Below are 22,733 nucleotides of genomic sequence, written 5' to 3'. Positions count from 1 at the left end.
GCTCAGCGCGCGCTGAGGGCGAGCTGGGCGATCGGCTGCGCGGCGACCGTGACGGCGTAGCCGCTGCCCGAGCGCGGCGCCGTGAGCACGAAGCGGCCGGCGGCGTCGGTGCGGGTCGTGGCGACCGCGCGGCCGTGCTGGACCAGCGCGACCCGCGTGCCCTTGGCGGCCGGGCGGACCGCGCCCTTGACCGTCAGCCCGCTGGCCGAGACCTGGACCTTGGGCGTCACCGTCACGGTGAGCGCCGCGCTGGTCGTCGTCCCCGCCGCCAGCCGGTACGCGGTGGTGGCCACCGGCGCGACGGTCAGCGAGACCGTGCCCTGGGCGCTGGTGCGCGCCCAGCCGAGGGTCGTCCAGCCCGTGCCCTGCTTGCGCTGCAGCGCGACCCGGGTCCCGGCCGCCGGCGCGGTGCCGGTCGTGGCCGTGCCGGTCAGCACCACGCGGGTGCCGGCGACGGTCTTCGGCGTCACGGTCGTCAGGCCGAGGGCCAGCGTCGCCACCGGGGTGGTGGCGGGAGCGGTCGGGGCGACGCTCGGGCCGGGGTTCGCGGTCGCGCCGGGCGTCGGCGTGGGGGCCGCGCTCGACGCCGGGGCCGGGGTGCCGGACGCGGACGCCGCGGTGGAGGCCTGCGCCGTACGCCCGTCCTGCTGGGTGAGCGTCGCGGTCACGGTGCCGCCGGAGGGGCAGCTCACCGCCAGCCGCGCACCGCCGGGCGAGGTCGTCGTGGCCGTCGCCGGCGTGCAGCCCGGCGCGGTCCAGTCGACGCGCCAGCCCTGGCCGCTCGGCACGCTCGGCGCGAGCACCGCGGCGCTGCCGTCGTAGGACAGCGTGGCGGTGGGCGCGGGCGGGTCGAAGAGGAACGACGAGTTCGCGGCGTTCCAGTTCGTGGCGAGCGCGCTGCCCGGGGCGGGGTTGGTGTTGAAGTAGTCGTCGCCGCCGCAGTCGAGCAGCTTCTCGTGCGTGGTCGGGCACGACTGGGTCATGACGACGCCCGAGCCGTCGACGTAGCACATGACGTCGGACTCGTCGGTGCAGTGGCCGTTCGCCGTCGCGTGCGGGGCGAAGCTCAGCACCGCGCCGAGGGTGTGGGTCAGCTCGTGCGCCTCGACGCTGTGGTCCTGGGGCGCCCAGCAGGGGGCGTCCACCCGAGCGTACTGCGCGTAGCCGCCGTTGTTGGCGTTGCTCTGCAGCGGGCTCGTGTCGGTGAAGACGTTCGCCACGCCGCAGAGGACGGCGGCGTCGGTGTAGAGCAGGTACTTGCGGTCGCCGCGGTCGTAGCCCTTGGCCACCAGCGCGCTGCGCTCGGCGCCGAACGACGCCACGTCCGAGGGGTTCAGCACCACGTGGTCGACGACGACCTGGCAGCTGCTGTCGTGCACCCAGCGGATCTGGCGGCGCCCGCCGTGCTCCATCGCGCTCGCGAGGTAGACCCCGTCGACGCCCGCGGTGTAGGCGCGCAGGGCCCCGACGACCGCGTCGTAGCGGTCGTTCTGGCCGGCGACGCCGACGTAGACCGCCTGGACGCGGTTGCCGCTGGTGCCGTCGCCCGAGCAGCCGATGCCCGTGCGCGTCCCGCTCGTCCCGGTCGCCGCCGGGTCCTGCACGCTGTCCGCCGCCTCGACGAGCTGCGCGGTGGAGACCTCCTGGTGCACGTCCACGCCCGCGGGGGCCTCGTCGCCCTCGTAGCCCTCCTTGTTGACGCCGTGGGCCGCGACGGCGACCTCGGTCGAGGCGCGCAGGGCGCCGAGGCTCGCGGTGCCGGTGGTCGCGCCGAGCGCGGAGGGGACGCCCGTGAGGGTCACCGCGAGCGCGACGGCACCGGTCAGGCCAGTGGCAGCGGCGGCTGCGGCACGGCGGGCGATGCTGCTCAACTGGACTCCCGGACGAGGTGGCTCCCTGCGAGCCCCGGCGGTCTCTCATCCGGCGCTCATGGAAGGTCTCGGTCCGGCTCTCATCGTCTTCTCAGACCCGACCGGGTGACGGGCCCGCCGGCCGCTGCGCCGCCCGGGGTACGCGCTGGGCCGCCCGGGGGAGGAGGTGCCGCGGGAGGGAATCGCCCGCTAGACTCGGGCGTTGCACGACCGTGGGGCTCGCCCCACTGCTTGACAACTGCACAGGGGGTGAACGGTCTCGACTTCGTACGTCGAGTCAGGGGAAGCGGGTCGAGGAAGCCGTGATGATCTCGTTAACCATCCACGGCAACCAATAGGTGCCAATACAAACAGCACCCAGGCTCAGCTCGCTCTCGCTGCCTAAGCAGAGCAGTTGACCTTGTGAGCCCGGAGATGCTCTCGCTCCGGTGCCTCGCATCATCTAGAGGGCTCACCGTCAGGTCCGGTCGCGGGATCTGACGGGACATCTCACAGCGGCTGGGCCCGTCGGCAGGTGTGCTCGTGCACCGGCCGGGGCCGAGAAAATCGCTCCACGAGATGCACCCGGAGAAGCCCTGGCACCACGGCGAAGGACGCGGGTTCGATTCCCGCCACCTCCACCCCGCAGCACGACCACAGGACCCGCTGGACGACCCGTCCAGCGGGTCCTGTGCGTCTGTGCCAGCTCAGACCGACGTCAGACCGCCGTCAGCGTCGCCCGCTCCGCGGGCGTCGCGACGAGCAGCTCGACCCGGTCGCCCCGGAACAGGTCGTGCGCGTGCTCGAACGGCACGCCGTCGGCGTCGACCGTGGTCCGCGTGACGGCCAGCAGCGGGCTCCCGACCTCGACCTGCAGGGCCGCCGCGTCGTGCGGGGACGCCGCGACCGCGGTGATCCGCTCGGTCGCGGCACCCAGCCGCAGCCCGTACGCCTCGGCCAGCAGGGCGTACACCGACCCGTCGAGCCGGCGCTCCGCGAGGCCGGGGAACCGCGCGGCCGGGAGCTCGGCCCGCTCGACCGACAGCGGCACCCCGTCCGCGGCGCGCAGCCGGAGGACCTCGGTCACGAGGGAGCCGGGCGGGAGGCCCAGCTCCTCGCAGGTCCGCAGCGGTCCGGGCACGAGGCGGACGCCGAGGACCGTCGTCGTGGCCGCGAAGCCCTGCTCCGCCAGCATCGCCGGCACGCCCCGCAGGCGGGCGAGGTCGCGCTGCACCCGGGGGGCGGCGACGAACGTCCCGCCCCGGCGACCGGGGACGCGGCGGACGACGCCCTCGTCCTCGAGCGCGGCCAGCGCGTCGCGCAGCGTCGAGCGGCTGCAGGCGAGCCGGACGGCGAGCTCCCGCTCCCCACCGAGCCGGGCGCCGGGGCCGCCCTGCGGTCCCGCCGCGAGCGCCAGCAGGTGGCGGCGCACGTCCTCGGCCGTGGCGCCGAGCCGGGGGCGCGGGACGTCGGTCACGCGACCGCGGCGGGGGACTCGGGGAGGACCTGGCCGCCGTCGACGACCAGCGCCTGCCCCGTCACGTACGCCGCCTCCCGCGAGGCGAAGAAGAGAGCCGCGGAGCCGATGTCCTCGACCGAGCCGAGCCGGTGCACGGGGATGACGGCCTCCGTAGCGGCGATGTAGTCGGGACCCATCGCGGCGAGCCCCTCGGTCGCGATGTTGCCGGGCAGCACGGCGTTCACGGTGATGCCCTGGGGCGCGAGCTCCACGGCGGCCGTGCGCATCCAGCCCAGCTGCGCCGCCTTGCTCGCGCCGTAGTGCGCCCATCCGGGGAACCCGGTGATCGGCCCGGTGATCGAGGAGGTGAGCACGATCCGGCCGCGCCTGCTGGCGGCGAGCGCGGGGAGGCAGGCGCGGACGGCGAGCATGGTGCCCTTGACGTTGGTCGCCCAGACCAGGTCCATGTCGGCCTCGGTCATCGTGGCGAGCGGTGCCTCGGGGAAGATCCCCGCGTTGGCGCAGAGGACGTCGATGCCGCCGTGCAGCTCCACCGCCCGCTCGGCCACCTCCTCCGCGGCGCCGGCCGACACGACGTCGGCCTCCACGAACGCGACGGACCCGCCGCGCCCCGCCTGCTCCGCCAGGGCCGAGAGGTCCTCGGCGGCGAGCTTGCCGCGCTCGGCGTCGCGGCCCGTCACGAGCACCTGCGCCCCGCCCCGGGCGAAGACCGCCGCGATGCCGCGGCCGATGCCGCGGGTCCCTCCCGTGACCACCACCGAGATGCCGGTGACGTCGAACATGCCGCCCTCCTCGTGGGTCGTCGGGGTCCCGCTCACCGCCACGGCGTCCGCCCGGCGGTGGCGAGGTAGCGCTCGGCCAGCGTGCAGCTGTCCGCGGTGAAGGCCGTCCCCATCGCCGCCGCCTGCTCCGTCTCCCGGTGCGAGCCGATCCACGCGACGAGCAGGATCCGGCGCAGCACGACCAGGGAGGGCAGCAGCCGCTCCTCCTCCGCGCTCAGCGGCGCCTCCGTGCGGTAGCCCTGGACCCACGCGTCGACCAGGGCCGGTGCCTCGGGCAGGTGCTCGATGAAGGACAGCGAGGCGGCGAGGTCGTAGAGGTACCAGCTGAAGCCGCAGTCGTCGAAGTCGATGACGGTGACCTCACCGTCGTCGACGAGCAGGTTGGCGAGGCGCATGTCGGCGTGCACGAGGCCGAAGGTGCCTGCGGCGTCGCCGAACCTGCGCAGCCGGTCGCTCGCCAGGTCGGCCGCTGCACCCAGGACCTCCGCCTCCGCCTCCCCGACGCCGAGGCCGTCCTGCCAGCGGCCCCAGTGCCCGTCCGGGCCGAGCGACGTCCGCTCGTCCCAGCGGAACCGCTCGAACCCCGCAGGGCGCTGCCACCGCCGGGCGTGCTCGTGGAGCCGTGCGGTGAGGGCACCGAGCCCCGGGAACGCCGGGAGCAGCGCGGACTCGTCGGGGTGGCTGCCGCGCACGTGCGCGAAGAGGACCGCGTGCTGCCCGGGACGCCCCGGCAGCGCAGCGACCAGGCTGCCGTCGACGGTCGGCACGACCGGCGGCGTACGCACGACGCCCTCCCGCCGCAGCGACGAGACCCAGGCCAGCTCGCTCTCGATGGCGGCGCGGCTGTGGTAGCCGGGGCGGTTCAGTCGCAGCACCAGCGGTTCCGCGCCGGGTGGGCGGACCAGCCAGGTCGCGTTCTCCGAGATGCTGATGAGCTCGACCGCGCTGCCCGCCAGCCCGTACGCGTCGAGCGCCTCGACCGCCGCTGCCGCGTCGAGCCCCACGGGTCCGGCGAGCCCGGCGCTCACGACGCCGCTCCCCGGGCGGCTGCTGCCGTGGTCGCGACGGCGGCCACCAGCCGGTCGAGGACCTCGTGCGCGGTGGCGTCGTCCAGCAGCAGCCCCGGCTTCCACTGGAGCACCCGGGGGTCGAGGGAGGAGAAGATCGCCCAGACGCCGTGCTCGTAGAGCTCGCGCATCACCGGCTTCGCGCCCTCGGGCGTGGCGAAGACGAGCCCCATGACGAGCCCGTCCTGGCGCACCTCGACGAGCCAGTCCGGGTGGGCCTCCTGCAGCAGCGCGAGCCGGTCGGCGAACAGCCGGGTCAGCGCCGCCACCCGGTCGGACGTGCTGGGGCGCAGCGTCATCTCGAGGGTCCGGAGAGCGACCACGCAGCCGAGCTCGGCGCCGCCGAAGGTCGAGATGTGCGCGAAGCCGTCCTCCTCCAGCCAGCCCCCGGCGCGTTCACCGAGCAGCACGGCCGAGACGGGGTACAGTCCGCCCGACAGCCCCTTCGCGGTCACCAGCACGTCGGGCACGACGCCGTGCTTCGCGATGGCCCACAGCTCGCCGGTGCGCATCAGCCCCGTCTGGACCTCGTCGGCGATGTAGAGGGTCCCGTGCTGCTCGCAGAGCTCCTTGACGGCAGCGAGGTATCCCGGCATCGGCATGGGGAACCCGTACGTCGCCGGGATCGTCTCGAGGATCACGGCCGCCACGTCGCCTCCGGCCAGCGCCGTCCCCATGGCCTCGAGGTCGTTGAAGGGCACCTGCACGAACTCGTCCGGTCGGTCGGCGAGGAAGATCTCGGCGTAGCGGGCGTCCCCCGTGGCGACGGCGAGACCGGTGTGCCCGTGGTAGCCCTTGACCACGGAGACGATCTTCCGGCGGCCGGTCGCGTAGCGCGCGCTCTTGAGCGCGATGTCGATGGCCTCGCCGCCGCCGCTGCCGTACGCCACGTGGCGCAGGCCGGGCGGCGCGGTGGCGACCAGCGCCTCGGCCAGGGCGGCGCGGGCCACCGACGCGAAGTGGTGGTTGCCGATGTCGAAGCGCCCCAGCGCCTCCACGAGCGTCGCGACGAGCTCGGGGTTGCGGTGGCCCAGGTTGTAGGTGCCGCCGTTGAGGTGCATGTCGACGAGCTGGTGGCCGTCCATGTCCGTGAGCAGGTAGCCGGCGCGCTCCCCGATCACGAGCGGCACCCCGGACTCGGTCCAGAACCGCGTCTTGCCCGGGTTCCAGTACCTCTCGGAGAGCTCGAGCACCTCGGCCTTGCCCGTGGGCAGGGCCGGCAGTCCCGGTGCGCCGCCGGGCTGGGGCTGCCGCGGCAGGCTGGTGTCGGTCGTCATGGTGCCACTCCAGGAGCGCCGTGTTTCCGGTTCGGGCGGCGGATGTAAAAGGCGTGAAAAGGCTGGGCCGGACTCCTTGTGGCATCCGCTCGCGCTTGCCAGCATCCCCTGCAACGCAACAGGAAGGAGGCTGCCGGCATGACCGCGCAGACCCAGACCTCCACCGCTGCCGGGGTCATCCCGCCGCAGCGCGAGGGAGTCCAGCGACTGAAGCCCGGCGCGGTCGGGCTCGTCGGCGTGCTCTTCATGGCGCTCGCCAACGCGGCGCCCATCACCGCGATGACCGGCAACCTGCCGATCGCCGTGGGCTACGGCAACGGGGTGGGCGCTCCCGCCGGCTTCTTCTTCGCCACCGTCGTCCTCACCGTCTTCTCCGTCGGGTACGTCGCGATGGCCCGCCACATCACCGCGACCGGCGCGTTCTACGGCTTCATCTCCCACGGCCTCGGCCAGGCGTGGGGCATGGCCTCCGGGTTCCTCGCCACCATGGCGTACGTCGTGTTCGAGGCCTCGCTCGTCGGCATCTTCTCCTCGTTCGCCAAGACGACCGTGGAGGGGTTCGACGGGCCGACGATCAGCTGGATCGTCTACGCCCTCGGATGCATCGTCGTCATCGCCGCCCTCGGCTACTTCGACATCAGCCTGTCCGGCGTCGTCCTCGCGGTCTTCCTCATCACGGAGGTCGCGCTGCTCGCCGTGCTGGCGGTGCGCATCGTCTTCCACGGCGGCGGTCCTGACGGCTTCCTCCCCAGCGCCATCAACCCGGTCAAGGCCTTCGGCTCCGCACCCACGAGCGCCGACGGTGCCATCGTCGGAACTGCCGGCCTGGGGCTGTTCTTCGCCTTCTGGTCCTGGGTCGGCTTCGAGACGACCGCGGTCTACGGCGAGGAGTCCCGCAACCCCAAGAAGATCGTCCCGCGCGCGACGCTGCTGGCGGTCATCGGCCTGGGCCTGTTCTACACCTTCGTCTCGTGGATGGTCCTCGCCGCCAACGGCTCGGCGAAGTCCATCGACGTCTCGCGGGGCTCCACCGGCAACGCCTTCGACCTGTTCTTCGTGCCCACCAAGGCCCTCCTCGGCTCGGGCGCGCTCGACATCTACAAGGTCCTCACGGTCACCGGGTCCTTCGCCTGCGCCCTGGCGTTCCACAACGCCGCCTCCCGCTACCTGTACGCCCTGGCCCGCGAGGGCCACAGCGCCGGTCTCGCCCGCACTCTCGGGTCCACGCACGCCGAGCACGGCTCGCCGCACATCGCCTCGGCCGTCCAGTCGGTCGTCACGCTCGCCATCACCCTCGGCTTCTTCTGGCTGCAGAAGCCGACGAAGGCCGCGCCCGACGTGGCCTACGTGCACCTCTACGGCCTCATGGCGATCCTCGGCACGATGGCGATCATGATCGTGCAGGGCATCTGCTCGATCGCCGTCGTCTGGTACTTCCACGTCCGCAAGGAGCACCCGGAGACCGCCTCCTGGTGGCGCACGCTGCTCTGCCCGCTCGTCGGCGCTGCGGCGATGGGCTACGTCGTGGTCCTGCTGTTCCAGAACCTCGAGTTCGCCGCGGGTGCGGCGTCGGGAAGCCCGGTGTTCAAGGCGACGCCGTGGATCGTCCTCGGCACCTTCCTGCTCGGCCTCGGCTGCGCGCTGCTCATCCGCTCGCGCAACCGCGAGGGGTACGCCCGCATCGGGCGCACGGTGATGGAGCACGAGACGCCCGAGCACCTCTCCGACCGCGTGGCGGTCTGATCCCCTTGCTGCGTTGGGAACCCGACCCCGGGGCCGACCCCGCCGACCTGGTCTACACCTTCGGCGGGGTCGGTCCCGTGGCCACCCTGCGTCCCGGTGAGCTGCTCTCCACGTGGTCGCTCGACTGCTTCGGCGGACGGGTGACGGAGGTCGGCCACCTCGCGAGCGAGCGCTGCGACCCGCGCTTCCTCAACCCCCAGAGCGGTCCCTTCCACATCGAGGGGGCCGCCCCCGGGGACGCGGTCGCGGTGCACTTCGTCAGCATCACCCCCCGCTACGGCCGCGGCGTGAGCACCACGGTGCCGTTCTTCGGTGCCCTCACCTCCACACCGCGCACGGCGTCCCTCCAGCCCGCGCTGCCGGAGCGCACCTGGGTCTACGAGCTCGACGTCCCAGCGGGCGTCGTCCGCTACGACGCGCTGGACAGCCGGTTCACGGTGGACCTGCCGCTCGACCCGATGCACGGCACCGTCGGGGTGGCACCACCGCTGGGGGAGGTCCGCTCGTCGCTGACCCCGGGCTCGTGGGGCGGCAACATGGACACGCCGGAGATGCGGGCGGGGACGACGTGCTACCTCAGGGCCAACGTGCCGGGGGCGCTGCTGAGCCTGGGGGACGGGCACGCGCGGCAGGGCGAGGGGGAGACCTGCGGCGTGGCCGTCGAGTGCGCCATGGACACCGTGCTCGCCGTGGACCTGCTGCCCGGCATGGGGCCCGCGTGGCCGCGGCTGGAGGACGACACGCACCTCATGGTGGTGGGCTCCGCCCGCCCGCTCGAGGACGCGTTCCGCATCGCGCACGCCGAGCTCGTCGCGTGGGTCGCGGAGCTGACGGGGCTGTCGCTGCTGGACGCGTACCAGCTGGTGTCCCAGGCGGCGCTCACCCCCATCGCGAACGTCGTCGACACCGACTACTCGGTCGTCGCGAAGATCCGCAAGGACCTGCTCGGGAGCGCCGCCGTCATGGGCGGCGCGCACGAGCGGCTGAAGTCCCTGGGAGCACGGGCATGACCTACACGGCCGCCGTACGCGGCGAGTCCTTCCGCTTCGCCGACCTGCGCGAGCTGCTGGCCAAGGCCAACGAGGAGAAGTCCGGGGACCAGCTCGCGGGTGTCGCGGCCGGCAGCAGGCGGGAGCGGGTCGCCGCGAAGACCGCTCTCGCGGACGTGCGCCTCGCCGACCTCGTCGCGCAGCCGGTCGTCGAGGACAGCACGTCCGAGGCACTCCTCGCGGCGCACGACACCGGGGCGTTCGCGGAGATCGCGTCGCTCACCGTGGGGGAGCTCCGGGAGCTGGTGCTGCAGCCGTCCTTCGCCGCGGTCTGGCCCCGACTGGCGCCGGCGATCACGCCGGAAGTTGCTGCTGCCACGGCAAAGCTGATGAGCAACCTCGACCTGGTCGCCGCCGCACGCCCGCTGCGGGTGGTGACCACCTGTCGCACCACCATGGGCGAGGAGGGCGTGCTCGGCTGCCGCACCCAGCCCAACCACCCGGCGGACGACGTCCGCGGCATCCTGCTCTCGGCGCTCGACGGCCTGCTGCTCGGGTGCGGGGACGCCCTCATCGGCGTGAACCCGGCGACCGACTCGGTCGACGCGTGCGCCGCGGTGCTCGAGGGGCTCGGCGCCTTCATCGACCGGCTCCAGCTGCCCACGCAGGCCTGCGTCCTGGCGCACGTGACGACCCAGCTCGCCGCGCTCGAGCGGGGCGCCCCCGTCGACCTGCTCTTCCAGTCGGTGGCGGGCACCACGGCGGCCAACGCCAGCTTCGGGATCGACCTGGCGATGCTGGCCGAGGGCCGGGAGGCGGTGCTGGAGTCCCACCGTGGCAGGGACTACCGGGGCATGCAGGTGACCTACTTCGAGACCGGCCAGGGGAGTGCCCTGTCCGCCGAGGCCCACGCGGGCGCGGACCAGCTCGTCTGCGAGGCGCGCGCCCAGGGCGTGGCACGTCTGTTCGACCCCTTCCTCGTGAACTCCGTGGTCGGCTTCATCGGGCCGGAGTACCTCGCCGATGCCCGGCAGATCACCCGGGCCGGTCTCGAGGACCACTTCGTCGGCAAGCTCATGGGGCTGCCGATGGGCTGCGACGTCTGCTACACGAACCACGTCGACGCCGACCAGGACACCAACGACGACCTGCTGCTCCTGCTCGCCAGCGCGGGGTGCACGTTCGTCATGGGCGTCCCCGCCGCGGACGACGTGATGCTGCACTACCAGTCCACGAGCTACCACGACGTCGCCACCGCGCGCCGGGTGCTCGGGCTCCGGCCGGGACCGGAGCTCGAGGCGTGGCTCGAGCGGGTCGGGCTGTGGGCCGACGGGACGCTGCTCGAGGCCGGCTCGCCGCGCATCCCGGACCCGCGGCTCGGCGGCATGCTCGCGGAGCTGACGGCGTGACCGCGCTCGAGCCGGTGCCGGGGGAGCGGCACCCCCTCGACGCGGACGCCGCCACCGCCGAGCTGCGGGCCCGGGTCGCGGAGGTGACGCCGGCCCGGCTGCTCGTCGGCCGCGCCGGCACGTCCTACCCGACGCGGACGCTGCTCGCCCTGCGCGCCGACCACGCGGTCGCGCGCGACGCGGTGACCGCGCCCCTGGACCTCGCCGACGGCCCGCTCGCCGAGGTCGTGCGCGCGACGGGAGCCCTCGTCGTCTCCTCGCGGGCCCGTACGCTGCCCGAGCACCTGCGCCGCCCCGACCTCGGGCGGCTCCTCGCCGAGGTGGACCGCGACCGCGTGGCCGCCGAGTGCCAGCACGGCGCCGACCTCCAGGTGCTCGTGGGCGACGGGCTGTCGGCGGCGGCCGTGGCCGCGCACGTCCCCGTCGTGCTGCCGCGGCTGCTCGAGCTCGCCCGGGCCCGCGGCTGGTCCGTCGGCCGCCCGCTGCTCGTGCAGCGCTGCCGGGTGGGGATCCTCAACGACGTGGGCGCGCTGCTGCGACCGCGGGCGGCGGTGCTGCTCGTGGGAGAACGACCCGGCCTCGCGTACGCCGAGAGCCTCTCGGCGTACCTCGCCTGGGCGCCGCAGCCGGGGCAGACCGACGCCGACCGGGTCGTGCTCTCGGGCATCAGTGCCGCGCACCGCCAGGGGCTCCCCGCCGGACGCGCGGCCGAGGCGGTCCTCGACGCCGTCGCCGCACGCCCCGTCCAGCAGACCGGGCAGGAGCAGCTCCGCTAGCGGCCGGCGCGCACCGAGAGCCGCCGGGCCGCCTCGGCGACGGCCATCGCGGCGAGGATGAGCCAGAGCGAGACGTTCATGGCGAAGAACAGCCCGACCGCCATGACGACGAGCCCGACGTAGCCGAGCAGGACCGCCCGGTCGCCCTCGCGCGCCCTCGCCCGGCCCGCCCGCGCGAGGACCACGCCGACGAAGACGAGGACGAGGGCGGTCCCGCCGACGGCCGCATCCATCGCGCTCACCCCGGCAGTCTCCCAGACACGGCCGTCCGCAGCCGCCCCTCCGCCGCCGGCAGCTCGTGCGCCGCGAGCCTGCCAGAGGCCACGAGCGCGTCGAGCCCGAGCAGGGCCGCGCCGAGCACCGGGGGGTCGCTGACGACGCGCGCCGTCGCGTACGGCGCGACCTCCTTGAGCTCGCGCACGACCGCGTCCTCGAGCAGCGGCTCGCGCGCCGCGAGGACCCCGCCGCCGAGGACGACGGGTGCGGGCTCGTCCAGCAGCCCGAGCCGGCCGAGCGCGACCCGCGCCATCGTCGCGATCTCCGCCGCCTGCCGGGCGAGCAGGTCGAGCGCGACGTCGTCTCCCGCGCGTGCGGCGCGGAAGAGGACGGGGACGAGCTCGTGCAGCCGCTCGCGGTCGAGGCGGCCGAGGTGGACGTCCTGGGCGACGTCGAGCGCCGTCGCACGCCCGAAGTGCGCCGCGGTGAGCTCCGCCAGCAGCGTCGCGCGCCCCCGCCCGTCCTCGGCGCGCGTCGACCACCAGAGCACCTCCGCCGCGAGGCCGCCCCCGCCGCCCCAGTCGCCCGTCGAGGTGCCGAGCGCCGCGAAGCGCGCCTGCCGGCCGTCGGGGAGCAGTCCCGCGCAGTTGATCCCCGCGCCGCAGACCACCGCGACCCCCCGGGGCTCGCCGCAGCCGGCGCGCAGCACCGCGAAGGTGTCGTTCGCCACCGTCGACGTCCGCCCCCAGCCCGCCGCCTCGACCAGCGCGTGGACCTCCTCCTCCTCGACCGGGAGGTCCACGTTGGCGAGGTAGGCCGCCACGTGGTCCACGGGGTTGCCCACCTCGGCCAGCACCTGCGCGACGGCCGGCTCCAGCTCGCGCAGTGCCGCGGCCGCGCCGGCGCCGTGCGGGGCGAACCCCGCCGTCCGTGCCCGCGCGAGGACCTCGCCCGACCCGCTGACCGCCAGGACGTCGGTCTTGCTGTTGCCGCCGTCGACCGCGAGGACCGTCCTCACGCCCGTGCCCATGGCAGGTGCGCACCGTTGGCGGCGAGCAGCCGGTCGGTGAGCTGCTGCGCCAGGGCGTACTGGCCGACGAGCGGGTGCGCGAGCAGCGCGCGCTCGACCCGCTCGCGACCGCCGTGCACCGCCGCCTGCAGCGCGAGGTCCTCGTACGCCGTGACGTGCGCGACGAGACCGGCCATGAGCGGGTCCAGCGGCGAGGTGAGGGGAGACGGGTGCGCCCCCTTCGCGTCGACCACCGCCTGCACCTCGACCACCGCGTCGTCCGGCAGGAACGGCAGCGTGCCGTCGTTGCGGGCGTTGACGACCTGCTCGTCCCCTCCGTCGAGCAGGAGGCTGCGCACCAGCGCGACCGCGGCCTCGGAGTAGTACGCGCCGCCCCTCTTCTCCAGCAGCGCCGGCTTCTCCGTGAGCCCCGGGTCGGCGTACATCTCCAGCAGCTCGCGCTCCATCGCCGCGACCGTCTCGGCCCGCGAGGGGGAGTGGCGCAGCTCCTCCACGACCTCGTCGTGGGCGTAGTAGTAGCGCAGGTAGTAGCTCGGGACCGCCCCCACGAGCCGGATGGCGTCGAGCGGCAGCTCGAGCCGCTCGGCGAGCGCGGCGCCGTGCTCCTCGAGCAGCCGCGGCAGGGCCTCGGTGCCGTCCGCGAGGCGCACGCCCCGCTCCCAGGTGAGGTGGTTGAGGCCGACGTGGTCGAGGCGCACGCCGTCGGCCGGGACGCCGAGCAGCTGGGCGAAGGTCCGCTGCAGGCCGATCGCGACGTTGCACAGGCCCACCGCGCGGTGGCCCTCCTGCAGCAGCGAGCGGGTGACGATGCCGACCGGGTTGGTGAAGTCGACGATCCAGGCCTCGGGGCTGCGGCGGCGCACCTCCTCGGCGATGGAGCGGACGACCGGGACGGTCCGCAGTGCCTTGGCCAGTCCGCCGGCGCCCGTCGTCTCCTGCCCGACGCAGCCGCACTCCAGCGGCCACGTCTCGTCCTGGTGCCGGGCGGCCTGCCCGCCGACCCGCAGCTGCAGCAGGACGGCGTCCGCCCCGTCGACCGCTGCGGCCAGGTCGCTCGTCGCGGTGACCCGACCCGGGTGCCCCTGGGCCGCGAAGATGCGCCCCGCCAGCGCGGACACCGGCTCGAGCCGTTCGCCGGCCGGGTCCATCAGCACCAGCTCGTCGACCGGCAGGACCGTCTGGAGCCGCGCGAAGCCGTCCACCAGCTCGGGCGTGTAGGTCGAACCGCCTCCGATGACGGCGATCTTCATCCCTTGACTCCTGTCAGCGTGACGCCCTCGACGAAGGCCTTCTGGGCGAAGAAGAAGATGATGACGACGGGCGCCATCACGAGGATCGTGGCCGCCATCGCGAGGTTCCAGTTGGCGTGGTGCGCCCCTTTGAACGTCTCCAGGCCGTAGGAGAGCGTCCAGGCACTGGGGTTCTCGCTCGCGTAGATCTGCGGACCGAAGTAGTCGTTCCAGCAGTAGAAGAACTGGAACAGGCCGACGGCCACGACGGCCGGGCGGGCCATCGGGAGGACGACGCGCAGCAGGGTCCGCAGCTCGCCGCAGCCGTCGACGCGAGCGGCGTCGACGTACTCGGAGGGGATGGTGAGGAGGAACTGGCGCAGCAGGAAGATGCTGTACGCGTCGCCGAACGCCATCGGGATGATGAGCGGCCACAGCGTGCCGTCGAGGTGGAGCTGGCGCGCCCACACGAGGTACATCGGCACGATGACCACCTGCGGCGGCAGCATCATCGTCGCGATGACGACCGTGAGCGCGAGCCGGCGCAGCCGGAAGCGGAAGCGCGCCAGCGCGTACGCCACGGGGATGCTGCTCAGCAGCGTCAGCACGGTGCCGAGCACGGCGTACTCGAGGGAGTTCTTCCACCAGGTGAGGAAGCCGTCGGCCCGCAGCACGTCGACGTAGTTCTGCACCCGCCAGGTCCGCGGCCACAGGTCCGTGGTCAGCGCCTGGTGGTCGCTCATCAGCGAGGTGAGCAGCAGGAAGACGAAGGGCAGGACGAACAGCAGCGCCAGGCCCACGGCCAGGCTGTGCACCGCGATCCACTCCAGCCGTGCGCGTGGCGTGCGGTGCGGGCGCTCCAGAGCGGGGGCGTCGGCCACTGCCGGTGCGACGAGGGTGCTCCCCATGGCTCAGTCCTCCCCGAGCAGGCCCGCGCGGCGGCGGAGCAGCAGTGACGTGAAGGCCATGGCGAGGGCGAAGAGCACGAGGGCCACCACGCAGGCCGAGCCGGTGTCGAAGCGCTGGAAGCCCAGCGAGTAGACCAGCTGCGGCAGCGTCAGCGTCGAGCCGTGCGGGTAGCCCGGTTCGAAGCTCGTGCCCGGGGCGTCGACGATGCCGCTCGCGACCTTCCCGGCGACGACCGCTTGTGTGTAGTACTGCATGGTCTGGATGACGCCGGTGACGACGGCGAAGAGCACGATCGGTCGGATCATCGGCAGCGTCACCCACCGGAAGCGGCGGACCGCACCCGCACCGTCCAGCTCCGCGGCCTCGTAGAGCTCGCGCGGGACGTCGAGCAGCGCCGCCATGAAGATGACCATGAGGTCGCCCACGCCCCAGAGGGCGAGCAGGGTCAGGGCCGGCTTGGCCCAGTGCTCGTCGTTGAACCAGCCCGGTGTGGGGATCCCCACGGCCCCGAGGATCGTGTTGACCGCGCCGGTACCAGGGTTGAGCAGGAAGGCGAAGGCGATGGTCGCCGCTACCGGAGGCGCGAGGTAGGGCAGGTAGAACAGCGTGCGGAACGTCCTGGTCCCCGTCTTGACCTTGGTCACGAGCAGGCCGAGCCCGATGCCGAAGACCACCCGCGAGGTCACCATGGCGGCGACGAACCAGAGGGTGTTGCGCAGCGCCTGCCAGAACCCGTCGTACTCCGTCAGCACGTAGGTCCAGTTGCGCAGGCCCACCCACGTCGCCGGCGTGATCTGGTCGTAGTGCAGGAAGGAGAACCACACCGTCGACAGCAGCGGGTAGACGAAGAAGACCGTAGTGCCGATGAGCCAGGGCGACAGGAACGCCAGGATGACCATCCGCTCCCGGCCCCGCCGCGGCCGCCGGCGGGCGAGGGGCAGCGGCGCTGCGAGGGGCTGCGCCACGCGTCAGCCCGCCGCCTGGGCCGCGGCCCGGTCGATCTGGGAGTCGACCTGGCGCAGCCCGGCCGCGACGTCCTTGACCTTCCCGGCCTCGACGTCGTAGGCGAAGTCCTGGAACAGCACCTGGTACTGCCCGCCGTTCGGGCTGGCCGGCGTCGTGCTGGACTCGGGGTTGCGCGCGACGGAGAGGAAGGTCTGGAACGCCGGGTCCTTCGTCAGCGCGGGGGACTGGAGCGCCGCCTGCGTGGACGGCACGTTGTTGATGGCGTTGGCGAAGCCGACGAGCGAGGTGGTGTCGGTCGTGAGGAACCGCGTGAACTCCCACGCGGCCGCCTGCTGCTTCGAGGTCCGCGAGATGCCGACGATCGTGCCGGTGAGGTAGCCGCGGCCGTACGTGCTCGCCATGTCGTCGGGCACCGGGAACGGTGCCGTCGCGTAGTCGACGGCGGCCTTGTCCGAGGCGATGGACGCGACCCGCCACTCGCCGTCGAGCGCCATCGCGACCTTGCCGACCTCGAAGGGGTTCTGCGCCGAGAACTCGTCACCGAAGGTGCTGCGGTACTTCTCGAGCTTGGCGAAGCCTCCGAGCGCGGACACCAGACCCTGCTGGTAGGCCAGGAACTGAGCGACGTGCGGGTCCTTGCTGAGGTTCGACTTCCCGGACGCGTCCTGCCAGGTGACGCCGTACTGCGACATCCAGTGCGAGGGAGGGGTCTCGTACATGTGGTAGACCGGCATGAACCCGAGCTGGGAGTAGCCCGACGAGGTCTGCTTGGTGAGCTTCACCGCGTCAGCCTGCAGCTCGGAGAAGGTACGCGGTGGCCGCGAGATCCCTGCTGCGGCGAACATCTTCTTGTTGTAGTAGAGGCCGTACGCGTCACCGAGCAGCGGCAGGGCGCACTGCACGCCCTTGTACTGCGTGTACTGCACCATCGTCTTGACGAACGTCGTGTCCTTGTCGATGTGCGAGGCGGTGAGCATCGGGCCCAGGTCGACCAGGGCGGCCTTGCAGAACGCGCCGACGTTGTCGGTCGTGAATGACGACACCACGTCGGGGCCGTGGCCCGAGCGGATCCCTTGCAGGATCTTGTCGTCCGTGATGTTGCCCGTCGCCTTGACGGTGATGTTCGGGTGGGCCTTCTCGAAGGCCGCGATGGTCTGGTTGATCGCCGCCAGCTCGTGGGGCTGGCTCCACCCGTGCCAGAACGAGATCGTCACGTGCTGCTGGGGCGCGACCGACGTCTGCGTCGTCGCGGCACTGCCACTGCCGCTGCTGCTGCTCTGCGCCGGCTGGCCGGTGCACCCGGTGAGCACGAGGGGAGCCGCGGCGAGCGCGGTGATGGCGGTGGCGCGGACGCCGGAGCGGGACCACGGCACGGGGACCTCCTGGGAAGGGGAGCGGGGCTAGCGCGACGCGAAGACCGCGTCGCGCGCAGCGTCGAGAGCGGCGTGCTGCGCGCCGGTGAGCACGGGGTCCTCGACGACGAGGCCGGTGCGGACGAGGGGGACGGTCATGGCGAGGTCGCCGAGCTTGCGCTCGACGGACGTGCGGAGCGGTTCGCCGCCGGCGGCGAGGATGCTGCCCGACAGGACGACGGCCTGAGGGTCGAGGACGGCGATCACGGCAGCGAGCCCGGTGGCGAGGCGCTCGGCGAGCTCGTCGAGGAACTCTGCAGCAGCAGGCTCTGCTGCCGCCCTGGCGACGACGGCCGGTGCGGTCCGCCCGGGGATCCCGTGCTCCTCCGCCAGCTCGAGCACGGCGGGCGAGCCGGCGAGCTTGACGAAGCCGCCGGTGTTGCTCCGCGTCACGTGCCGCACGAGCGGGGCGCCGGGGACGGGCAGGAAGCTGACCTCGCCCGCGCCACCGCTCGCGCCCTGGTGGAGCCGGCCCCCGAGCACGACCGCTGCGCCGAAGCCGTCGTCGTTCCACAGCAGGAAGAAGTCCTCGACGTCGCGCCCGGCGCCCGCGCGCCGCTCGGCCAGGGCGACGAGGTTGACGTCGTTCTCCAGGGCGAAGGGCACGCCGACCGCGGAGCGGAGCCGGTCGACGAGACCGGGCTCGTGCCAGCCGAGCAGGTGCTTGGCGTAGCGGAGCTCCCCCGTCTCGGGGTCGAAGGAGCCCGGGGTGCCCGCGACGACGGCGTCGAGGTCCGCGCGGGTCGTGCCCGCGGCCGCGGCCGCGGAGTCGAGCGCGCGGGTCACCGAGCCGACGGCGTCGGGCCCACGGCGGGTCACCTTCACGACCGCACGCCCGAGCTCGTTGCCGTGGAGGTCGACGACGGCGGCGGTGACGCGTCCGGGGCGCACGTCGAGCGCGCCGGCCCGCCCCGCGGTGGGGTCGACCTCGAAGAGCTCCGCCGCAGGGCCGGGGCTCCCGGTGCTGTGGCCGACGCTGCGCACGAGCCCGGCCTGCGACAGCCGGGTGAGCAGCTGGCCGCAGGTGGGCTTGGACAGCCCGGTCAGGGCACCGAGCTGCGTACGGGACAGCGGGCCCCGGAGGAGGAGGAGGTCGAGCGCGGCCCGGTCGTTGAGGGTGCGCAGGAGGCTCGGCGTCGCGGGGGCGGGCTCCGTCGTCACGCGCTCCTCCTGCCGGTAGTTAGGAAACCTTCCTTCTAGTCAGGGACCGTAGGAGGTCCCCGAGCCGCGGTCAAGGGCGTGCAGCGGGTCGTTGCGCAACCGTCACACGGCCGGTACGCGGGGCCGCTGTGACGCGGGTCCCCCGGGCTGGGGCGGCTGCGCCGGTGTGGCGCGCCCCGGGGCCGGGGACGGGAGGGGGACACGGACAAGACGCCCATACCGGCTCATCCCCACCTTCGGAGGACCCCCATGGCTCGCGACACCCTCTCCCGCTCCCTGCACGACCTCGGACTCGCCGCGTGGTTCGGCGGCACGCTCGCCAACGCGGTCGCCCTCAACCCGGCGGCCGGGGAGGCGGGCTCGAGCTCGCGCAGCGGTGCGGTCGCCAATGCCGGCTGGGACCGCTGGACGCCGGTCAACGCCGCCGCGATCGGCGCCCACCTCGTCGGCTCCGTCCTCCAGCTCGCCGGCAACAAGGGCCGGGTCGCCGGCCAGCAGGGCGTCGCGAGCATGGCCGTGGTCAAGACCGGCCTCACCGCGGCGGCGCTCGGCGTCACGGCGTACAGCCGCGTGCTCGGCTCGAGGGTCTCCTCCCTGCACGCCGTGCCCGCCGAGGACGGGACCACGCCGTCCGGGTCGACCCCGCCCGAGGTGGCGTCCGCGCAGCGCCAGCTGAGCGCGCTGCAGTGGGCGGTCCCCGCGATCACCGGCGCGCTCGTCGTCGTGAGCGCGTACGCCGGGGAGCAGCAGCGCGAGACCGAGGTGAAGACGGGCGTCGTGAAGCGCCTGCTGCCCGTCGGCTGACCCCGCCCGACGCCCGTACCCCGGCCCCGGCCGGCCCGCTCCCCGCGGGCCGACCGGGGCCGTCGTCGTCCTCGGGGAGGGGCGGTGCGCGGCGGGACGGAGCGCCTCGGAAGCCCGAAGGTCACGATTGGAAAACGGTATCGACAACGGTTGACACACCTCGGTGCCGGTGGCAAGGTCCAGGCATCCCCGATACGCCGGACCGATGGACGGGCCCCTCGGCTCTTCATCGATGTAGACCGCTCGTGGCGCAGCCGCGGCGGACTCCGGTGCGGGGGGAGCTGCCGCGGGCCCGCGGCCGCTCGCGCTCTTGCACGACCTCGCAGCAGTCAACGGAGAACGGAACGAGGATGAGCATGAAGACGTCCGTCGTGGTGAAGTCCAGTGCCCTGGTCGGCGTGCTGGCGCTCGCCGCAGCGTGCGGCGGCAGCAGCGGCTCGAGCAGCTCGAGCGCGGCGGCCTCGGGCGCAGCCGGGGGGAGTGGTGGCGGCAGCGGCAAGTCGGTGACGCTGACCTTCTGGCACAACTCGACCACCGGCGCAGGCAAGGCGTTCTGGGACAAGACCGCGGCGGACTTCACCGCCGCCCACCCCAACGTCAAGATCAAGGTCCAGGCGATCCAGAACGAGGACCTGGACGGCAAGCTGCAGACGGCGCTGAACGCCGGCTCCGGGCCGGACATCTTCCTCCAGCGCGGCGGCGGCAAGATGGCGGCGATGGCCAAGGCCGGTCAGCTGATGGACATCACCGGCGTCATCACCGACGCCACCAAGAAGGTCATCCCCGACGCCGCGCTCGCGGCCAACTCGATCGACGGGAAGACCTACGCGATGCCGGTCGCCGTCCTGCCGGGCGGCTTCTGGTACAGCAAGGACGTCTTCAAGAAGGCCGGCATCACCACGAACCCCACCACGGTCGCCGAGCTCCAGGCCGACGTCCAGAAGATCAAGGGGGCTGGCACGTCCGCCATCGCGCTCGGCGCGAAGGACGCCTGGCCGGCTGCGCACTGGTACTACTTCTTCGCGCTGCGGGAGTGCAGCCCGGACACCCTGAGCAAGGCGGCGTCGTCGATGACGTTCGACGACCCGTGCTGGCTGAAGGCCGGGCAGGACCTGCAGTCCTTCGCCGCGACCAAGCCGTACAACCCCGGCTTCCTCACCACCTCCGCGCAGCAGGGCGCCGGCTCGTCCGCGGGCCTCGTCGCCAACCACAAGGCGGCCATGGAGCTCATGGGCGCCTGGGACCCGGGCGTGATCGGCTCGCTCACCCCCGACAAGAAGCCGCTCGCCGACCTGGACTGGTTCCCCTTCCCGGAGGTCTCCGGCGGCCAGGGCAAGCCCGGCTCCATCCTCGGCGGCATCGACGGCTACTCCTGCTCGGCGAAGGCCGACAAGCAGGCCTGCGGCGACTTCATGAACTACATCGCCACCACGCCGGTGCAGGAGGGCTACTACAAGGCCTTCGCCGCCCCGCCCGTGAACACCGAGGCGCAGGCCGTGGTGACCGAGCCGTACCTGAAGAACGTCGTCAAGGCCTACTCGTCGGCGCCCTTCGTCTCGGAGTGGCTGGACACCGTCTACGGGCAGAACGTCGGCAACGCGCTGAACGTCGCGGTCGTGGACCTGCTCGCGGGCAAGACCGACCCGGCGGGCGTCGTGAAGGCGGTCTCCGCGGCTGCGAAGAAGGCCTGAGCTCCTCCGATGGCAGCCCACAGTGAGGGCACGAGCGCTGCGGCGCCGACTCGCACGGGCGTGGTAGGGGGCGGGGGCAGCGCGGCGGTCGCGCTGCCCCCGGCCCGCCGCCGCAGCCGGGGGAGCGGCAGCTGGCGCGCCCGGCTCGAGATCGCGCTCCTGTCCGCCCCCGCGCTGGTCGTCTTCCTCGCCTTCGTCATCTTCCCGGTCGCTATGGCCGCCTACTACGGCTTCTTCGACTGGCACGGCTACGGCAAGGCGACCGACTTCGTCGGCTTCAGGAACTACACGACCATCCTGGAGGACCCCGACTTCCATAGCGCCCTGCTGCACAACGGGCTCATCGTGGTGTTCTCGCTCGTCATCCAGGGTCCGCTCTCGATCCTCCTGGCGCTGCTGCTCAACCGCAGGATGCGCGGGCAGTCCCTGCTGCGCGTGCTGCTCTTCGTGCCGTACGTCATCGCCGAGGTCGTCGTCGGCACCGGCTGGTCGCTGATGCTGCAGACCGACGGCGCGGTGAACGGCCTGCTGCAGAAGGCGGGCTTCACCGCCCTGAAGACCGACTGGCTCTCCAGCCCGTCGGTGGCGATCTGGACGCTCATCGGCATCATCACGTGGAAGTACGTCGGCTTCGCCGTCATCATCATGCTCGCCGGCCTGCAGGGCATCCCCACCGAGCTCAACGAGGCGGCCGCGATCGACGGCGCGAGCTACTGGCAGATCCAGCGGCGCATCACGCTGCCGCTGCTCGGGCCCACGCTGCGCATCTGGGCGTTCCTCTCGATCATCGGCGCCCTGCAGCTGTTCGACCTCACGTACATCGTCTGGGGCCAGTACATCTCCTCGACCGCCGGCACCTCGACGATGGCGACGTACATGGTCTCCAACGGCCGCAACGCCGGCGCCTTCGGCTACGGCAACGCCGTCGCCGTCGTGCTCTTCCTGATCTCGCTCGTCGTCGCCCTCATCTACCAGCGCTTCGTGCTGCGGCGCGACACGCAGGGCGCCCTCACCGGAGGTGGTCGCTGATGTCCGCCGTCGCCGTCCAGGCTGCGCCGGCGCCCGTCGCCCCGCAGCCGCGCCGGTCCGGCCGCCCCGGGTGGGGCAGCCCGTCGGTCTACTTCGTCGCGCTGCTGCTCGTCGGGGTGATGCTGGCGCCCGTCATCTACATCATCCTCGGCGGCTTCCGGACGAACTCGCAGATCACCAACGACCCCTCGGGCCTGCCGCACCCCTGGGTCTTCTCCAACTACGTCGACGTGCTCACCGGCAGCACCTTCTGGCACGAGGCGTGGAACTCCGCGGTCGCCGCGACGCTCACGACCCTCGGTGTCGTCGCCTTCGGGCTCATGGTGAGCTTCGTGCTCGCCCGCTACCACTTCCGCGGGCGCGGGGTGATGTACGCGCTGTTCGCCTCGGGGCTGATGTTCCCGATGACGGTCGCCATCACGCCGCTCTACATCCTGGTCAAGGACCTGGGGCTGATGAACAGCCTCGCCGGGGTGATCCTCCCGCAGATCGGCTTCGGGCTGCCCACGACGGTCATCATCCTCGTGCCGTTCCTGCGGGCCATCCCCGCGGAGCTGCAGGAGGCCGCCGAGGTCGACGGGTGCAGCCGGCTCGGGTTCTTCTGGCGCATGGTGCTGCCGCTGTCGAAGGCCGGTGTCATCACCGTCGGCATCCTCGCCTTCATCGCCAGCTGGAACAGCTACCTGCTGCCGCTGTTCATCCTCAACAACGACTCGTCGTACACCCTGCCCCTCGGCGTGCAGGCCTTCGCCTCGGAGTACTCCGTGGACACCGCGAAGGTCCTGGCCTTCACCTCGCTCTCGATGCTGCCGGCCCTGGCGTTCTTCAGCCTGTTCGAGCGGCGCATCGTCGGAGGCCTCACGGGAGCCGTGAAGGGCTGAGCACCGGCCGCGAGCCGGGCCGCCTCCCCCAC

20 protein-coding genes and 1 other RNA gene are annotated in these 22,733 nt (G+C 73.0%); 9 read left to right on the top strand and 12 right to left on the bottom strand.

The genetic code is table 11. From position 1 onward, the window contains the following. Positions 1-2: 2 nt before the first annotated feature. The gene (locus EV189_RS09000) at positions 3-1,871 is read right to left on the bottom strand and encodes a hypothetical protein (RefSeq protein ID WP_130492561.1); all 1,869 of its coding nucleotides are present in this window, start codon (positions 1,869-1,871) and stop codon (positions 3-5) included. 245 nt (positions 1,872-2,116) lie between these two features. Between EV189_RS09000 and ssrA the strand changes: the two genes are divergently transcribed. Beyond that, positions 2,117-2,494, top strand: a transfer-messenger RNA (tmRNA) gene (gene ssrA / locus EV189_RS08995). Positions 2,495-2,568: 74 nt separating this feature from the next. Here the strand turns inward: ssrA and EV189_RS08990 are convergent. From EV189_RS08990 to EV189_RS08975, 4 genes are read right to left on the bottom strand one after another with little or no spacing between them, the layout of a single operon-like run. Beyond that, entirely contained in the window at positions 2,569-3,327 is a 759-nt protein-coding gene (locus EV189_RS08990; protein WP_130492560.1) for a GntR family transcriptional regulator, read from the bottom strand. Beyond that, complete coding sequence (gene fabG, locus EV189_RS08985) at positions 3,324-4,112, bottom strand: 3-oxoacyl-ACP reductase FabG (protein WP_130492559.1); 789 nt, start codon at positions 4,110-4,112, stop codon at positions 3,324-3,326. Before fabG ends, EV189_RS08990 begins: the two co-directional genes overlap by 4 nt. Before the next feature lie 32 nt (positions 4,113-4,144). Then, complete coding sequence (locus EV189_RS08980) at positions 4,145-5,140, bottom strand: phosphotransferase enzyme family protein (RefSeq protein ID WP_231116207.1); 996 nt, start codon at positions 5,138-5,140, stop codon at positions 4,145-4,147. Beyond that, complete coding sequence (locus EV189_RS08975; RefSeq protein ID WP_130492558.1) at positions 5,137-6,456, bottom strand: class-III pyridoxal-phosphate-dependent aminotransferase; 1,320 nt, start codon at positions 6,454-6,456, stop codon at positions 5,137-5,139. The genes EV189_RS08980 and EV189_RS08975 overlap by 4 nt, the downstream gene beginning before the upstream one ends. 138 nt (positions 6,457-6,594) lie before the next feature. On the opposite strand from EV189_RS08975, the gene EV189_RS08970 reads away from it, so the two are divergent. Genes EV189_RS08970 through EV189_RS08955 form a run of 4 tightly spaced genes read left to right on the top strand, consistent with a single transcriptional unit; the run spans position 6,595 to position 11,373 of the window. Next, positions 6,595-8,199, top strand: coding sequence for an APC family permease (locus EV189_RS08970; RefSeq protein ID WP_130492557.1), 1,605 nt, complete (start codon positions 6,595-6,597; stop codon positions 8,197-8,199). A gap of 5 nt (positions 8,200-8,204) precedes the next feature. Then, entirely contained in the window at positions 8,205-9,209 is a 1,005-nt protein-coding gene (locus EV189_RS08965; RefSeq protein ID WP_130492556.1) for an acetamidase/formamidase family protein, read from the top strand. After that, positions 9,206-10,597 (top strand): ethanolamine ammonia-lyase subunit EutB, encoded by a 1,392-nt coding sequence (gene eutB, locus EV189_RS08960; RefSeq protein WP_130492555.1) that lies wholly within the window; start codon positions 9,206-9,208, stop codon positions 10,595-10,597. The genes EV189_RS08965 and eutB overlap by 4 nt, the downstream gene beginning before the upstream one ends. Continuing rightward, positions 10,594-11,373 (top strand): ethanolamine ammonia-lyase subunit EutC, encoded by a 780-nt coding sequence (locus EV189_RS08955; RefSeq protein ID WP_130492554.1) that lies wholly within the window; start codon positions 10,594-10,596, stop codon positions 11,371-11,373. Before eutB ends, EV189_RS08955 begins: the two co-directional genes overlap by 4 nt. Here the strand turns inward: EV189_RS08955 and EV189_RS08950 are convergent. The 7 genes from EV189_RS08950 to EV189_RS08920 all read right to left on the bottom strand — a co-directional run bounded on the left by EV189_RS08950 (position 11,370) and on the right by EV189_RS08920 (position 18,296). After that, the gene (locus EV189_RS08950; RefSeq protein WP_130492553.1) at positions 11,370-11,615 is read right to left on the bottom strand and encodes a hypothetical protein; all 246 of its coding nucleotides are present in this window, start codon (positions 11,613-11,615) and stop codon (positions 11,370-11,372) included. The two genes, EV189_RS08955 and EV189_RS08950, sit on opposite strands and share 4 nt — an antisense overlap. Continuing rightward, positions 11,612-12,619 (bottom strand): N-acetylglucosamine kinase, encoded by a 1,008-nt coding sequence (locus EV189_RS08945; RefSeq protein ID WP_130492552.1) that lies wholly within the window; start codon positions 12,617-12,619, stop codon positions 11,612-11,614. Before EV189_RS08945 ends, EV189_RS08950 begins: the two co-directional genes overlap by 4 nt. Continuing rightward, entirely contained in the window at positions 12,604-13,869 is a 1,266-nt protein-coding gene (locus EV189_RS08940) for a 6-phospho-beta-glucosidase (protein ID WP_130492551.1), read from the bottom strand. The genes EV189_RS08945 and EV189_RS08940 overlap by 16 nt, the downstream gene beginning before the upstream one ends. Then, entirely contained in the window at positions 13,866-14,756 is an 891-nt protein-coding gene (locus EV189_RS08935) for a carbohydrate ABC transporter permease (protein WP_130492550.1), read from the bottom strand. The genes EV189_RS08940 and EV189_RS08935 overlap by 4 nt, the downstream gene beginning before the upstream one ends. 3 nt (positions 14,757-14,759) lie before the next feature. Further along, positions 14,760-15,656, bottom strand: coding sequence for a carbohydrate ABC transporter permease (locus EV189_RS08930; protein ID WP_130492963.1), 897 nt, complete (start codon positions 15,654-15,656; stop codon positions 14,760-14,762). A gap of 69 nt (positions 15,657-15,725) precedes the next feature. Beyond that, complete coding sequence (locus EV189_RS08925; RefSeq protein WP_130492549.1) at positions 15,726-17,096, bottom strand: ABC transporter substrate-binding protein; 1,371 nt, start codon at positions 17,094-17,096, stop codon at positions 15,726-15,728. 27 nt (positions 17,097-17,123) lie between these two features. Next, positions 17,124-18,296, bottom strand: a complete 1,173-nt coding sequence (locus EV189_RS08920; protein ID WP_130492548.1) for an ROK family protein — start codon at positions 18,294-18,296, stop codon at positions 17,124-17,126. A 249-nt stretch (positions 18,297-18,545) separates the two neighbouring features. On the opposite strand from EV189_RS08920, the gene EV189_RS08915 reads away from it, so the two are divergent. The 4 genes from EV189_RS08915 to EV189_RS08900 all read left to right on the top strand — a co-directional run bounded on the left by EV189_RS08915 (position 18,546) and on the right by EV189_RS08900 (position 22,701). Beyond that, entirely contained in the window at positions 18,546-19,100 is a 555-nt protein-coding gene (locus tag EV189_RS08915) for a hypothetical protein (RefSeq protein ID WP_130492547.1), read from the top strand. A gap of 356 nt (positions 19,101-19,456) precedes the next feature. Continuing rightward, positions 19,457-20,791 (top strand): ABC transporter substrate-binding protein, encoded by a 1,335-nt coding sequence (locus EV189_RS08910; protein WP_130492546.1) that lies wholly within the window; start codon positions 19,457-19,459, stop codon positions 20,789-20,791. A 9-nt stretch (positions 20,792-20,800) separates the two neighbouring features. Then, positions 20,801-21,820, top strand: a complete 1,020-nt coding sequence (locus EV189_RS08905) for a carbohydrate ABC transporter permease (RefSeq protein WP_130492545.1) — start codon at positions 20,801-20,803, stop codon at positions 21,818-21,820. Then, on the top strand, positions 21,820-22,701 hold the full coding sequence (locus EV189_RS08900) for a carbohydrate ABC transporter permease (protein ID WP_130492544.1): 882 nt from the start codon (positions 21,820-21,822) through the stop codon (positions 22,699-22,701). The genes EV189_RS08905 and EV189_RS08900 overlap by 1 nt, the downstream gene beginning before the upstream one ends. Positions 22,702-22,733 lie beyond the last annotated feature (32 nt).

The sequence above is a fragment of the Motilibacter rhizosphaerae genome (assembly GCF_004216915.1).
GTDB lineage: Bacteria > Actinomycetota > Actinomycetes > Motilibacterales > Motilibacteraceae > Motilibacter > Motilibacter rhizosphaerae.
The sequence above is the reverse complement of the archived record's forward strand: the minus strand, read 5'-3'. Positions and strand labels throughout refer to the sequence as shown.